The organism is Mucilaginibacter pallidiroseus (assembly GCF_007846085.1).
In the GTDB taxonomy this organism is placed as follows: Bacteria; Bacteroidota; Bacteroidia; order Sphingobacteriales; family Sphingobacteriaceae; genus Mucilaginibacter; species Mucilaginibacter pallidiroseus.
In genome coordinates, this window is the sequence record NZ_VOEJ01000013.1 from 36267 (window position 1) to 49254 (window position 12988).

14 protein-coding genes and 1 pseudogene are annotated in these 12988 nt (G+C 43.7%); 10 read left to right on the top strand and 5 right to left on the bottom strand.

Annotated features, from left to right (window positions below; translation table 11 throughout):
• Nucleotide 1: 1 nt before the first annotated feature.
• A complete protein-coding gene (gene porW / locus FPZ43_RS19085) occupies nucleotides 2–2965 on the bottom strand; it encodes a type IX secretion system periplasmic lipoprotein PorW/SprE (protein ID WP_146383532.1) in 2964 nt (987 codons plus the stop codon).
• 28 nt (nucleotides 2966–2993) lie between these two features.
• Here porW and FPZ43_RS19090 point away from each other — a divergent pair, with 28 nt between their 5' ends.
• A complete protein-coding gene (locus FPZ43_RS19090; protein WP_146383533.1) occupies nucleotides 2994–3221 on the top strand; it encodes an AtpZ/AtpI family protein in 228 nt (75 codons plus the stop codon).
• Between the two features lie 79 nt (nucleotides 3222–3300).
• On the opposite strand, the gene FPZ43_RS19650 is transcribed toward FPZ43_RS19090, so the two are convergent.
• Nucleotides 3301–3435 carry a hypothetical protein gene (locus FPZ43_RS19650; protein ID WP_261381151.1) on the bottom strand — a complete coding sequence of 45 codons (135 nt, stop codon included), beginning with the start codon at nucleotides 3433–3435 and terminating at the stop codon, nucleotides 3301–3303.
• 183 nt (nucleotides 3436–3618) lie between these two features.
• Between FPZ43_RS19650 and atpB the strand changes: the two genes are divergently transcribed.
• The 6 genes from atpB to atpG all read left to right on the top strand — a co-directional run bounded on the left by atpB (nucleotide 3619) and on the right by atpG (nucleotide 8809).
• On the top strand, nucleotides 3619–4719 hold the full coding sequence (atpB, locus tag FPZ43_RS19095) for a F0F1 ATP synthase subunit A (RefSeq protein ID WP_146383534.1): 1101 nt from the start codon (nucleotides 3619–3621) through the stop codon (nucleotides 4717–4719).
• A gap of 47 nt (nucleotides 4720–4766) precedes the next feature.
• Entirely contained in the window at nucleotides 4767–4976 is a 210-nt protein-coding gene (gene atpE / locus FPZ43_RS19100; protein ID WP_022830206.1) for an ATP synthase F0 subunit C, read from the top strand.
• Between the two features lie 93 nt (nucleotides 4977–5069).
• Nucleotides 5070–5561 carry a F0F1 ATP synthase subunit B gene (locus tag FPZ43_RS19105; RefSeq protein WP_146383535.1) on the top strand — a complete coding sequence of 164 codons (492 nt, stop codon included), beginning with the start codon at nucleotides 5070–5072 and terminating at the stop codon, nucleotides 5559–5561.
• A gap of 82 nt (nucleotides 5562–5643) precedes the next feature.
• Nucleotides 5644–6192 carry an ATP synthase F1 subunit delta gene (gene atpH / locus FPZ43_RS19110; protein WP_146383536.1) on the top strand — a complete coding sequence of 183 codons (549 nt, stop codon included), beginning with the start codon at nucleotides 5644–5646 and terminating at the stop codon, nucleotides 6190–6192.
• A gap of 30 nt (nucleotides 6193–6222) precedes the next feature.
• Nucleotides 6223–7797 carry a F0F1 ATP synthase subunit alpha gene (atpA, locus tag FPZ43_RS19115; RefSeq protein WP_146383537.1) on the top strand — a complete coding sequence of 525 codons (1575 nt, stop codon included), beginning with the start codon at nucleotides 6223–6225 and terminating at the stop codon, nucleotides 7795–7797.
• Nucleotides 7798–7924: 127 nt separating this feature from the next.
• Entirely contained in the window at nucleotides 7925–8809 is an 885-nt protein-coding gene (gene atpG, locus FPZ43_RS19120; RefSeq protein WP_146383538.1) for an ATP synthase F1 subunit gamma, read from the top strand.
• Nucleotides 8810–8998: 189 nt separating this feature from the next.
• Here atpG and FPZ43_RS19125 read toward each other — a convergent pair whose 3' ends face one another.
• The gene (locus tag FPZ43_RS19125; protein ID WP_146383539.1) at nucleotides 8999–9670 is read right to left on the bottom strand and encodes a basic secretory protein-like protein; all 672 of its coding nucleotides are present in this window, start codon (nucleotides 9668–9670) and stop codon (nucleotides 8999–9001) included.
• Nucleotides 9671–9735: 65 nt separating this feature from the next.
• The gene (locus FPZ43_RS19130; RefSeq protein ID WP_146383540.1) at nucleotides 9736–10185 is read right to left on the bottom strand and encodes an SRPBCC domain-containing protein; all 450 of its coding nucleotides are present in this window, start codon (nucleotides 10183–10185) and stop codon (nucleotides 9736–9738) included.
• A 156-nt stretch (nucleotides 10186–10341) separates the two neighbouring features.
• Here FPZ43_RS19130 and FPZ43_RS19135 point away from each other — a divergent pair, with 156 nt between their 5' ends.
• From FPZ43_RS19135 to FPZ43_RS19145, 3 genes are all read left to right on the top strand, one after another.
• Nucleotides 10342–10833: a MarR family winged helix-turn-helix transcriptional regulator gene (locus FPZ43_RS19135; protein ID WP_146383541.1), complete on the top strand. Its 492-nt coding sequence runs from the start codon at nucleotides 10342–10344 to the stop codon at nucleotides 10831–10833.
• Nucleotides 10833–11846: a glutamate formimidoyltransferase gene (gene ftcD, locus FPZ43_RS19140; RefSeq protein WP_146383542.1), complete on the top strand. Its 1014-nt coding sequence runs from the start codon at nucleotides 10833–10835 to the stop codon at nucleotides 11844–11846. Before FPZ43_RS19135 ends, ftcD begins: the two co-directional genes overlap by 1 nt.
• Nucleotides 11847–11907: 61 nt before the next feature.
• Entirely contained in the window at nucleotides 11908–12483 is a 576-nt protein-coding gene (locus FPZ43_RS19145; RefSeq protein WP_146383543.1) for a DUF4142 domain-containing protein, read from the top strand.
• Nucleotides 12484–12576: 93 nt separating this feature from the next.
• Here FPZ43_RS19145 and FPZ43_RS19150 read toward each other — a convergent pair.
• A pseudogene (locus FPZ43_RS19150) lies at nucleotides 12577–12988 on the bottom strand (glucosamine-6-phosphate deaminase); the annotation flags it as partial.

Below are 12988 nucleotides of genomic sequence, written 5' to 3' on the forward strand. Positions count from 1 at the left end.
GTCAGAAATTTTGTTGATAGTACTCAATGTAGCTATCCAATGTTTTTTTGTCGGCTAATTTATTCAGATTTTCCTGGGTTATTATAAAAAAGCTGTATTTATCCTTGGGTACCTTCATAATATCGGGCAGCAAAGGCACAATTGCCCGGGCATAATCCTTTACATTATTGAGGTTATAAAAGCGGCCCACAAATATAAGTTGATTATCCTGCCCGGCAGTACGCAGCTGATGTTTGATGGCATCGCGCTCAAAATTTACCCTGTTAAATTGCCCAATGCCAAAACGTGACGATGCCACATTAGTTGTGCCGCTGCTAACATTTACCACAAAGTAGTAGTTGGTGCTGTCGAGCTCGTTAAACGCATAAGTTGGTTTTTTTGGAGGCGCAGCAACAGGTGTCGGTGTTTCGGTAACCGCCGGTGCCAAAGGCTCAGTTTTTGGAATTATAGATGGCGCATTTATATTTTTAGGCAAATCTGTTTTACTGCTAATGGCAGGTTTTTGATTTACATTTTGAGCAGCCTGTAGGTTTTCAACAGGTTTTGCTTCCGGCTTGCGCACATCAGGCACTATCTCTGTCTCGCCTAAGGATGGGTAGCGGTATTCTGTTTTCTGCTGGTAAACTATCGGGATAGTAAAGCCAGGTTCATTAGCATCCTTTTCTGTAAGCACTATGGGCCGCGCAGCAAGTTCGGCCTGGTTTACATTTATATATGCCAGGTGTTGGTTTACCAAAGGAGTTATCAATTTATCGTCCGGGTACGTAGATGCTATGAACTGTAGGTCTGCCTGGAACGGGGCTAATTTTTCCTGATGGCCTGCAGCAAATGCTTTTAAGTATTGCAACTGCGCAGCATACCTGTTATTCGGATACTGCTGAAGCAGAGTAGCAGCCTGCGTAATAACCTGGCTATGCTGGCGCGACACATACAGGTCATATATCTTATTATATAGGATGCTGAATCCATTGTCCTCATTGCTCAGGCGGCGGCTGTAGTCCGGGTCGAGAATGGTTTTTGCAAAAGGGGTTTCCTTGTAATCGCGGAGCAAGATGGCTTTATATTGGTCGGACCGTGCGGCATCCTGCTCACTGTACAAGCGGTACAAGTTATAATAAACCGCTGCGGCGTTAGGATTATTGGGGAAGCGCTTGGTGAGGGTTTCGTAAACAGCGATTGCCTCTTTCCTGTCTTCCAGCACGTCGCGGTAAAAATTGGCAATATCAAGATACGCACTGTAAATCCTGTCGTTTGATTGTGCCAGCAGTGCAGCGTTAAGCGGCAGATTTTGTAGGATATCCTGGCGAAACTGTGTAGCATCTACCTGGTCGGGGCTACGCTTCAGCGGGTCGGGCAGGGCATCAGGATCGGTATTTTGGGGCGTAGTTGGTGGCGGTGTATTGGCAGCAATGTCACCGCCTGATCTGCTGCCACGTCGCCAGTTATCTTCCAAACGGCGGTTTCCCCAAACGCGTTTAAAATCTGTAAAGCCGGTGCTCACGGCATTGCTGTTATAGAAGTAAAAGCTGCTGCCGTTTGGCGTGCTTTGCTGTGGTGAGGCAACGTCATTAACAAATGGATCGACATTGGCGTTGGCAACACTCACGGCCGCTGCCTGTTGTTGCAGCGTATTGCGGTTCACCATCTCATCAATTTTTTTATTGCGTGCGGCTTCATCCATGCGGGCCAGCATTTGCAGGGTATCCTCGCGGGCTATAGTTTGCAACCTGTCGGCCAGGAGTTGCAGGTTATCTGCCTTCTTTTTAATGGAGGCGTAGCCAATATAATTTGGCGACATGGTTAAAAGCGTGCTGTCGTAATAGTTTTTTGCCTTAGCGTAATCTGCTTTGTTTTTAAAATAGATATCGGCCAAGCGCAAATATGACAGCGACTTTTGCGCCTGATTGGTTGCGCTGTACCTCACCGAAAGGTTATAGTTATTGATGGCCTTGTCGATATCCTTATCTATCATTTGCATTTCGGCTATCTGGAAATAAATCTGATCGATAAATTCTTTGTTATTAGAGTTTTTAAGCAACGAGCGCAGCCGGTCTATCCGGCTTATTTTTACACCATTTTGCTGGTCCTCTATCCGGATGCGGTTAAGCTGGGCGTTAAAGGCCATGTTAAATGCTACATTGCTATTGGCCACCCGTGCATAACTGGCAATGGCATCACCCGGTTTGTTGTTGAGTTCCTGTAGCTGGCCTAAGATAAATGTCCAGCGGAGGCGTTCCATGCTGTTGCGGCTATATTCAATTGCCTGCTTTGCCATCTCTTCGCCCTCGGCATAATTTTGCGTATTGATGTCGTACTGCAGGCGCGTTGCATAAATGTTAGCGTCGGGTTTTTTCTTTGGGTCGATGTTGAGCAGCGCCGTATCAAGCACGTGTTTGGCTTCGTCGTTTTTCTTAAGGTATAGCAATGCACGAGCCTTCCAAACGGTGGCTTCTGTTTGCAGTTCCTTATTTTCGGGGAATGAACGTATTACATAGCTACTATATTCAACAGCGTCAAAATAGTTTGCCTGCAAGTAATTGGCTTTCGCCAGCAGCAGGTAACCATTACCTACATAGTGGCTTTGCTCTTTCAGGCTGATGATGTTATTGGCTTTGGTTTTTACAAGTTCCAGGTCGGGGTCCGGCTCCGCAGACTGTGTGATGGTGTCACGATAAACGGCAAGTAACTCGCTGTAATCATCAACATACGCGGCTGCATACGCATCCTGCTTTTCGCGCAGCAGCACGTTTGCATTAAAAAGAATGTTGTATTTGGCCGTAAGGTTTTGCAGATTACGGTTGAGGCCGCTTTTTTTTTCCAACGAGCACCCGGCAACAATTAACAATACAACGCTAACTTGTATATAAAATAACTTTGAAACATGAGGTAGAAGGAGGCGTCGCAAGGTATTCTTAATAGGTTTAATTTGCAGCTTGGTATAAAGCATCGCTAATTTACTAAACATTATGCAATAGGTTTAATAAATTTGCGGGATGGCAGAAAATGAACAGAACCAGAACAGCGGCGGCAAAGGTGTTAATGCCTATGCCAAATACACCGGGCTTGCCTTCCAGATGATTATTGTAATAGGTGTTTTTGCTTTTGCCGGTTACAAAATTGATGAAGCTACGGGGCACGATGTAAAATGGGTGACCGCAGCCCTCTCACTGGTGGGTGTTTTTGTTTCGTTGTACCTTGTTATCAGGTCGGTAAAAGCATGAGGCCGCTTAAAGCATTTTTATTATTTTTTTTATTTATTATTTTGCTTGCGGCGGGCCCGTTATGGCTCAGTAATTCAAGCTATTCGGGCTGGCTTGTGCCTAAGTTTTGGGTGTTATTTGCTTTCATTTCAGGGCTCACTTTTATTGCTATTTCCGGCATCTTTGTAGTGCAATACCTCAATCCCGCAATGTATGCGCAGATTTTCCTGATCATGACCATAGTTAAAATGATCGGAAGTATGGCTTTCGCCCTGATTTTTGTGTTAAAAATACACATTGACAACAGGGTGTTTATGGCCAATTTTACATATTTATATTTTCTAAATACTGCCTTTGAAGTTTACGTTTTGTTGCGTAACTTGCGCAACCAAAATTGAAAGTAAAAAACACTCATTCAATGTATTTAAGCCACATTTTGAATTCAAAAAAAATAGCTCTAAGTGTCATTTTAGGCGTTTTTTTGACTTTTTGCACTTGTAAAACTTTTGCGATACAGCACGAAGAAGCGCATGAAGCCGCCGCCGCAACCGAGCACGAAGAGGAAGCGTTTAATCCGAGTGAAGTTATACTTGAGCACATTGCCGATTCGCACAGTTTACACCTTTGGGGCACTACCTCAATTCCGTTGCCTGTTATACTTTACACTGATAAAGGTATCGAGACTTTTTCTGCATCAAAATTTGAGCACGGCCACGCCGATTATCAGGGTAAATATTATACATATCGTTTAGTAAAAGATAAAGTACATATCGTTGGCGAAGGTTCTGATTTATCTGCTGCTGCTACTGTATTGAAACCCAACGGTAAACTGGTTGATTTTTCAATCACCCGTAACGTAGCCAGCATGTGGCTTTCAATAGTATTATTATTTATTATTTTCTTCAGCGTATCTGCAGCCTACAAAAAACGTGAAGGTAAAGCGCCAAAAGGTTTGCAATCATTTTTGGAGCCGGTTATCCTTTTCGTTCGTGACGATATTGCCCGCCCTAATATTGGTTACCGTTACCAGCGCTTTATGCCGTTGTTGTTAACCATATTCTTTTTTATCTGGATCAATAACCTTATTGGTTTGGTTCCGTTTTTCCCGGGTGGTGCCAACTTAACTGGTAACATTGCAGTAACATTTGTACTTGCATTTATTACGTTGATTATTGTAAACGTTAACGGTAACAAGTATTACTGGAAACACATTTTTGCACCAGATGTACCGGTGTGGTTGTACCCTATTATGTGGCCGGTTGAGCTGGTAGGTATCATTTCAAAGCCCTTCGCTTTGATGATCCGTTTGTTTGCCAACATCACTGCAGGTCACATTATCGTATTAAGCTTAATATCTTTGATATTTGTATTCAAGAGTGCGTATGTATCAGTAGTTTCTGTTCCGTTTGTGGTTTTCATGGACGTGCTTGAGCTATTGGTTGCTGCACTGCAGGCGTTCATCTTTACGTTGCTTACCGCTTTGTTTATCGGTACAGCAATTGAGGAGCACCATCACTAAAATTTGTAAATAACTATATAATATATATTCACTTTAAATTTAAAACAATGATTGGAAGTATTGCTGCACTTGGTGCAGGTTTAGCAGTAATCGGTGCTGGTATCGGTATCGGTCAGGTAGGTGGTAAAGCCATGGAAGGTATTTCTCGCCAGCCAGAAGCTGCTTCAAAAATCCAAACTGCAATGATCATCGCTGCCGCTCTTATCGAGGGTGCTGCTTTGTTTGGTGTGGTTGTATCATTCCTGGGCTTGAAATAATCCCGGAGAGAAAAATTTTAACCTTATCTGCAGCGGTTGGCGGCAGATAAGGTTATTAAAGAGATTGACGCTTAAAAATTTATTATATATAAAATGGAATTAGTTACTCCCGAAATTGGCCTTGTATTCTGGACCACCGTATCATTCTTAATACTGTTCTTTTTACTGGCTAAATTTGCTTGGAAACCAATCATGGGCGCTATTGACGACCGTGAGCGTTCTATAGAAGATGCTTTAACCAAAGCTGAGGCAGCTAAAGAAGAAATGGGCCGCTTGACCAGTGAGAATGAATCATTGCTTAAACAGGCACGTGCCGAGCGCGATTTGATCTTGTCTGAAGCCAAGAAGGTGAAAGATCAGATTATTGCTGATGCTAAGGAAGCAGCGCAAAAAGAAGGTGCCCGCCAGATTGAGCTTGCCCGCGTTGAGATCAACAACCAAAAAGCTATTGCAATGGCTGATGTGAAAAACCAGGTTGCTACGCTTTCTATCCAGGTTGCTGAGAAAATTTTGCAGACGCAACTGGCCGATCAGCAGAAACAAGACGAGCTGGTATCACAGTTGTTAAAAGAAGTGAAGTTATAATTTAGAGATTAGTGATTGGAGAATAGTGAGTAGTTAAACCACTCACAACTGAACCGCTCACTACGCACTATTCAAAGAATATATGTCAGAAGTAACAGTAGGTACCAGGTACGCCAAATCGCTTATCGACCTTGCGCAGGAACAAAATATTGTTGATGCGGTAAAGGCTGATATGGATTTGTTTATACACACACTTAAAGCCAATCCGGAATTGAAAGCCGTTTTGGGTAATCCGGTTGTAGCACAAGGCAAAAAAACCAATATACTTGACGCTATTTTTGCAGGTAAGGTTAACAATGCAACAATTGGCTTTTTTAAGCTGATGGTTGATAAAGGCCGTGGCGAAGTGTTGTACACCACCGCTACTGAATATGTTAAATTGTATAACGCCAAAATGCATATCACCAAAGCTGTGGTTGTGTCGGCAAGCCCATTATCGGCTTCTAACCAGGATGTCATAGCTAGAGAGCTGCAAAATGCAATTGGTGGTACTATACAATTACACGCTAAGGTTGATCCCGCTCTTATAGGTGGTTTTGTGTTAACCGTTGGCGACAGGCAACTTGATACAAGCGTATTAAGCAGCCTTAAAAAGTTGAAAAAAGATTTTGCCGCACAGGCAGTGTTATAACAGAAATACAAACTCCAAATAAATTTAAAAATGGTAGAGGTAAGACCAGACGAAGTATCAGCAATTTTGCGTCAGCAGTTGGCCGGCTTCAAGTCAGAATCTGAATTAGAAGAAGTGGGTACCGTACTCCAGGTGGGTGATGGTATTGCACGCGTTTACGGATTATCAAAAGTACAATCAGGCGAGCTTGTTGAATTTGGTACAGGCTTGCAAGGTATCGTACTTAACCTTGAAGAGGATAACGTGGGTGTGGTATTGTTGGGTAAATCTGACGATGTTAAGGAAGGTGATACCGTTAAACGTACCAATCGCATTGCATCAATAAACGTTGGCGAAGGCATGCTTGGCCGTGTTGTTGATACTTTGGGTAACCCAATTGATGGTAAAGGCCCAATCGTAGGCCAAACTTATGAAATGCCTTTGGAGCGTAAAGCTCCCGGTGTTATTTACCGCCAGCCGGTAACCGAGCCTTTGCAAACCGGTATCAAAGCTATTGATGCGATGATCCCTATCGGCCGTGGTCAGCGTGAGTTGGTTATTGGTGACCGCCAAACCGGTAAAACTGCAGTTTGTATTGATACCATCATCAACCAAAAAGAATTTTATGATGCCGGCCAGCCGGTTATCTGTATATATGTTGCGTGCGGCCAAAAAGCTTCTACCGTAGCTAACATTGTGCGTACTTTGGAAGAAAAAGGTGCTATGCCTTACTCTATCATTGTTGCAGCAAACGCGTCAGACTCTGCTACCATGCAGTTCTTCTCTCCGTTTGCAGGTGCTGCAATTGGTGAGTACTTCCGTGATACAGGCCGCCCTGCTTTAATCATCTATGATGACTTGTCTAAACAGGCTGTTGCTTACCGCGAAGTGTCATTATTACTTCGTCGTCCACCGGGCCGTGAGGCTTACCCTGGTGACGTATTTTACCTGCACAGCCGTTTATTGGAACGTGCCGCTAAAATCAACACGAATGATGAGATTGCCAAGCAAATGAATGACCTTCCGGAATCTATCAAAGATATTGTTAAAGGTGGTGGTTCATTAACTGCGTTGCCTATCATTGAAACACAAGCGGGCGACGTATCAGCGTATATCCCGACCAACGTAATTTCAATTACCGATGGTCAGATCTTCCTTGAATCAAACTTATTCCTTGCAGGTATCCGTCCGGCTATCAACGTAGGTATCTCGGTATCACGTGTAGGGGGTAACGCACAAATCAAATCAATGAAGAAGGTTGCCGGTACCTTGAAACTTGACCAGGCTCAATACCGCGAGTTAGAGGCTTTCTCTAAATTTGGTTCGGATTTGGATGCTTCAACTAAAAACGTGATCGACAAAGGTGCACGTAACGTTGAGATGCTTAAACAAGGCCAGTACTCTCCGGTATCTGTTGAAAAACAGGTTGCTATTATCTACTTAGGTACCAAAAACCTAATGCGTAATGTGCCTGTAAACAAAGTAAGAGAGTTTGAAACTGAATTTACTACCCAGCTTGAGCTGCGCCACCCTGAAGTGCTTGCAGCCCTTAAAGCAGGTAAGTTTGACGATCAGCTAACCGGCGTGCTGGAAACAGTTGCTAAAGAGCTATCGGCTAATTACTAAATTTCAGATGTGCAGATTTCAGATGTGCAAATGATGGTACAGCTGAAATCTGTTCATAAATAAACATAACACCGTGTGGTAGTGCAGTCTGCACATTTGCACATCTAAAATTTGCACATCGTCAAGAATGGCTAATTTAAAAGAAGTAAGAAACCGTATATCATCTGTAAGCTCAACCCAGCAGATCACCAAAGCCATGAAAATGGTTTCGGCAGCTAAGTTAAAAAGAGCGACCAATGCTATCGTACAATTGCGCCCTTACGCCTACAAGCTAAAAGATTTGTTGGCTAACCTGTCTGCAAGTTTAGAGGATGGAGCATCTCCGTTCCTGCAAAAGCGTGAGCCTGTACGTGTTTTGGTTGTTGTGGTAACATCAAACCGTGGTTTGGCTGGTGCTTTCAATGCCAATGCAATTAAAACTGCCAATAACATTATTGCCGAGAAATACGGCGAGCAGTTAAAGGCAGGCAATGTATCAATTGTAGCTATAGGTAAAAAAGCGCAGGAATTTTATCAGCGTCGTAAATACAATGTGGTGGGTAACAATAATGATCTTTACCTCGATCTGAATTTTACCAACACATCAAAAATTACTGAGGCTATAATGGACGGCTTTTTGAATGGTCAGTATGACCGTGTAGAGTTGGTGTATAACCACTTCCGTAATGCCGCCATTCAGCATTTAATTACAGAGCAGTTATTGCCTGTGCCAGCTCCAGAAGAGAAAACCGAAAACAAAAGTACCCAGGTTGACTACATACTCGAGCCATCAAAAGAGGAAATTGTTGAGCAATTGATCTCTAAAAATATCAAGATCCAGCTTTACCGCGCTGTATTAGACTCACATGCTTCGGAGCATGGTGCCCGTATGACCGCGATGGACAAAGCAACAGAAAACGCAGGCGACCTGTTGAAAGCCCTGAAACTTTCATACAACCAGGCGCGCCAGGCAGCCATCACTACCGAGCTTACCGAGATTGTGAGTGGTGCGGCAGCGTTAAGCGCTTCGTAAGCTTTCCAAGCACATAAACAAGAAAGGCTTTCCAGAATTGGAAAGCCTTTCTTGTTTATAGGTATTTTGTAAAATCAAAATTCATGTCATTTCGAGCGCTAGCGCGGCAATCTCCTCGTTTGCTATTATAAACGCGATGAGATTGCCACATCGCTGCGCTCTTCGCAATGACATATATATGATTGGATTTTATATAACCGGATTTGCACTATACTCTGCCCAAAGTTCGGTTACAGTTTTGCCTGTAATATCTTTCCAGGCGTTGTCTGTGTATTTATGATCGCGCATCAGGCTATCCATCTTCTTAACAAAGCCCTTTTTAACTTTCTTTTCAATCCAGGTGAAAAAGCGGGCGGTAACACGGTAGCTGTTATCGTAGTTTTGTTTGGCGCTATAGTCTGGCAGTTTCCAGTTTGCAGCAGGATTGGCCACGCCAAATTGGTTGCGTACATAGTCGGCAATGCCTTCTGTTATCCACCACGGGCCATTTGTTTGTCCGTAGGCCTGGGCAATATGCATAACCTCGTGGGTAACTACATCAATATCGCCCGGATGCTTGGTCATATATGCAGCGCTGAATAACACACGGTCGTCGCTGGTGGCAGCGACACCCTTGTAGGCCGTATCAATAAAAAAGCTTACGTTTCTTGATGTATTCTTGTTGTACTCTTTGGCTATTTTAGGATAAACCGCAAAAAAAGTATTGATCAGTTTTTGGCGCAGGCCATTGTCAAAGCTGGCATCATTGCCGGATACCGTAAGGGTGTAACCATCCTTTTTTATGGTGTCAATCTTTTGCGCGTAGCTGCACATTGCAGCGATAGCGAATAGTAAGGTGAGGATAAATGCAGGTGTTTTCATATAGCAAAAATAGCCTAAAAGGTTACTTAAAGGCCATTTTTGCGTAAAATGGTTGATACACGTACTTAATCTTGTTCGGCTATTCTTTTAAGTTCATGCAGGGCTTTGGGCCAGGCATCATACATATAATCCATCATTTCCTTTGGGAAATCAGTGCCGCCCATGTGTATTTCCAAATAGGTTTTACCGTTAGTCTCGGTAAGTGTGTAGTTCTCGAAGCCCCCAGCCATACCGCAGGCTGCTTCGCTCTCATAATCCTCAACGCCGCCTTTCACCTCGCCTAACATTTTAAGTGACATAAATTCGTTCGGCTTTTTATCTTCGATCATAGCAATTCCGCCATCTTTATTATGATCGAGAAATAATACTTTGCTGCCCTTTTGCCAATCTGTTACCGCGTGCGAACCTTCGCAAAAAGGACTTGTCCATTGCGGGTATGTTTCGTCGCCCCAAAGTGTTTCCCAAACTTTTGATGGCGGCGCATCAATTTCGATGTTAAATTTTTTGTCTTCCATAACTCTTAGGTTTATGATCAAATATCAATAAGGATAGGCAGATCCCGCGGGTGTAGAAGCGACAAATTACAGGCCAATCGCGACAAGCATCATAGTTAAACAATAATCCGTCGATTTAAGATTTGTATCTCTATACGCACTTATATACCTTGCGTAATGAATTTATACCAAAGCCTCGGCTACTTGGTTTTGGGCAGCCGTTTAAGGCGCCTGAGCGAAACTTTCCTGTCCGAAATTAATCGCATCTATCAAACAGAAAATATTGAGTTTGATGCAAGCTGGTTCCCGGTATTTTATCTGTTGTCAAAAAATGATTCACTTTCCATAAGGGAATTGAGCGATCAAACAGGTGTATCCCACCCGGCAGCGAGTCAGCTGATAACCAATTTGAAGGCAAAAGATATAGTAGAAACCACCGTAAGCACCGATGATGGACGAAAGCAATTGGTACAATTGACTGAAAAGGGCAAGGCTATCCTTAATCAGATACTCCCGATATGGAACGCGATAACTGAAAGCATGGACGAAATGACCAAAAGCAACCCGGGTATGGAAGGGTTACTGCCAGCCATAACTGCGCTTGAAGATAATTTTAAACCGGCCGACCTGCCTGCAAAAGTAAGTGCCAAAATCAGATCTGAAAGTTAATGGATCAGCTAATTGAATGTGTACCCAACTTTAGCGAGGGGGTAGACGAAAGTGTTATAAATGCTATCGCAATGGCGATTAAATCCGTTGCCGGCGTTAGTTTGTTAAACATAGACCCGGGCAAAGCGGCTAACCGTACGGTAATGACCTTTGTTGGGCCGCCCGATGCTGTTGTTGAAGCTGCTTTTTTAGCCATAAAAAGGGCAGGAGAGTTAATTGACATGAGCAGCCAAAAGGGGGAGCATCCACGTATGGGGGCAACAGATGTTTGCCCGTTGATCCCCATTGCCAATATTACGATGGCCGAAACGGTTATGTATGCCCAAAAGTTGGCGAAACGGGTAGGTGCAGAACTTAATATCCCTATTTATTTATACGAGGAATCTCAGCCTGATAAAAGGCGCAGCAATCTTTCTGTAATACGTGGGGGCGAATATGAAGGATTTTTTGATAAGATAGAGCAACCCGGTTGGCAACCAGATTTTGGACCCCTTAACTATGATGCAAAACGCGGCGCTACCGTAATTGGTGCACGTGAGTTTTTAATTGCGTACAATGTTAATCTCGATACAGAAGATGCCGATTTGGCTCATGAAATAGCTTGTGATGTGCGCGAGAGCGGGCGGAAGGTACGCGATAATAACGGCGTTGTCCAACAAATACCGGGCGCATTGAAAAGCGTAAAAGCCATTGGCTGGTATATCAAGGAATATGGCAAGGCGCAGGTATCTATGAACCTTACAAATATTAATATTACACCAATACATATTGCGTTTGATGAGGTTGTAAAATGTGCGAACCAGCGCGGCGTAAAAGTTACCGGCAGCGAGCTTATCGGGATGATACCTTTGAAGGCGTTAGTTGATGCCGGCCGTTATTTTGCAAACGAGAAAGGATCGATGGAAGATCTGAGTCTTGAAGATTTGATAGCTCTCGCAATAGATACGATGGGAATGGATGAGCTTGCACCCTTTGAACCTGAGAAAAGAATAATTGAGTATATGCTCCGATAATGGTTGGGTAATTACTATTTGGTGGCACAGTTGTTGGATAGTAGTTATTAAACTCATAACTATGAAATACTTATCTAACCTTTTATTAGCCGGCTTGGTAGTTACAGCGGTATCATGCAAGCAAAAGGCAGAGAATAGCAGCAGTACAGATGCTGCGCTTGACAGTAACAAAAAAGAACTGGCAGCTAAAGATTCAACCGAGCTTAAAGATGATGCTGAGTTTGCGGTTACCGCAGCCAACGGTGGTATGCTGGAAGTTGAATTAGGCAAACTTGCTAAGACTAAGGCTGCATCTGCAGAAGTAAAACAGTTCGCAGATATGATGGTGACAAATCACTCCAAAGCAAACAAAGAATTAATGGAATTAGCAGGGGCTAAAGTGATTACATTACCGGCTATACTAAGCAACGATAAGCAAAAGGATTATGATGATATGGCCAAATTAAGTGGCAGCGAGTTCGATAAAGCTTATACCGACTACATGGTTAAAGACCATAAAGAGGATATAGAGGAATTTAAAAAGGAAGCAAGCGAGGGTAAGGATGCTGAATTCAAAGCATTTGCTGCAAAGCATGTCCCAATTTTACAGCATCACCTGGAAATGGCCGAGAAGGCACAGGCTGCTGTTAAAAAGTAGTTTGTGAAAGCCGTTAGGCTTACATTGTAATCAGCAAAACGCAAAAGAGCCGCTAAGATTAGCGGCTCTTTTGCGTTGAAATGTATGTATTGGTTAAAACTCGTAACGTACGAAGGCTTCCATGGCAGCGTATTCGGCAAGGCCAAGCTTGTCATAAGACTGGGCAGTTTCGCGGTTGCGGTCCTCGGCACGTACCCAAAACTCCCTTGCATCATCACCCGGGAAAACAGGCAGATCCTTTTGCGACTGGTGCTTGAAGATGGCATGGCGCTTGCGGATCACCTCGGCGGGCGACAGCGGCACAGCCATCTCGATCTCATGCGTAGGAAACTCCTGCCATGCACCGCGGTACAGCCACATCCAGCAGTCCTTTACCCATTCCTCGGTTTCCTTCAAACGGGTTAAGGCAGCCAGGATAATGTTGAAGCATACGATGTGCGTCCCGTTAGGGTCGGCAAAGTCGCCCGCTGCAAATACCTGGTGAGGCTTTATCTTTTGCAGCAGC

Coding starts and splice junctions, on each gene's coding strand:
- atpE (WP_022830206.1), top strand. CDS start 4,767: ATGATTGGAAGTATTGCTGCACTTGGTGCAGGTTTAGCAGTAATCGGT.
- atpG (WP_146383538.1), top strand. CDS start 7,925: ATGGCTAATTTAAAAGAAGTAAGAAACCGTATATCATCTGTAAGCTCA.
- FPZ43_RS19090 (WP_146383533.1), top strand. CDS start 2,994: ATGGCAGAAAATGAACAGAACCAGAACAGCGGCGGCAAAGGTGTTAAT.
- FPZ43_RS19135 (WP_146383541.1), top strand. CDS start 10,342: ATGAATTTATACCAAAGCCTCGGCTACTTGGTTTTGGGCAGCCGTTTA.
- FPZ43_RS19650 (WP_261381151.1), bottom strand. CDS start 3,435: ATGATCAGGAAAATCTGCGCATACATTGCGGGATTGAGGTATTGCACT.
- ftcD (WP_146383542.1), top strand. CDS start 10,833: ATGGATCAGCTAATTGAATGTGTACCCAACTTTAGCGAGGGGGTAGAC.
- FPZ43_RS19125 (WP_146383539.1), bottom strand. CDS start 9,670: ATGAAAACACCTGCATTTATCCTCACCTTACTATTCGCTATCGCTGCA.
- atpA (WP_146383537.1), top strand. CDS start 6,223: ATGGTAGAGGTAAGACCAGACGAAGTATCAGCAATTTTGCGTCAGCAG.
- atpB (WP_146383534.1), top strand. CDS start 3,619: ATGTATTTAAGCCACATTTTGAATTCAAAAAAAATAGCTCTAAGTGTC.
- porW (WP_146383532.1), bottom strand. CDS start 2,965: ATGTTTAGTAAATTAGCGATGCTTTATACCAAGCTGCAAATTAAACCT.
- FPZ43_RS19130 (WP_146383540.1), bottom strand. CDS start 10,185: ATGGAAGACAAAAAATTTAACATCGAAATTGATGCGCCGCCATCAAAA.
- atpH (WP_146383536.1), top strand. CDS start 5,644: ATGTCAGAAGTAACAGTAGGTACCAGGTACGCCAAATCGCTTATCGAC.
- FPZ43_RS19105 (WP_146383535.1), top strand. CDS start 5,070: ATGGAATTAGTTACTCCCGAAATTGGCCTTGTATTCTGGACCACCGTA.
- FPZ43_RS19145 (WP_146383543.1), top strand. CDS start 11,908: ATGAAATACTTATCTAACCTTTTATTAGCCGGCTTGGTAGTTACAGCG.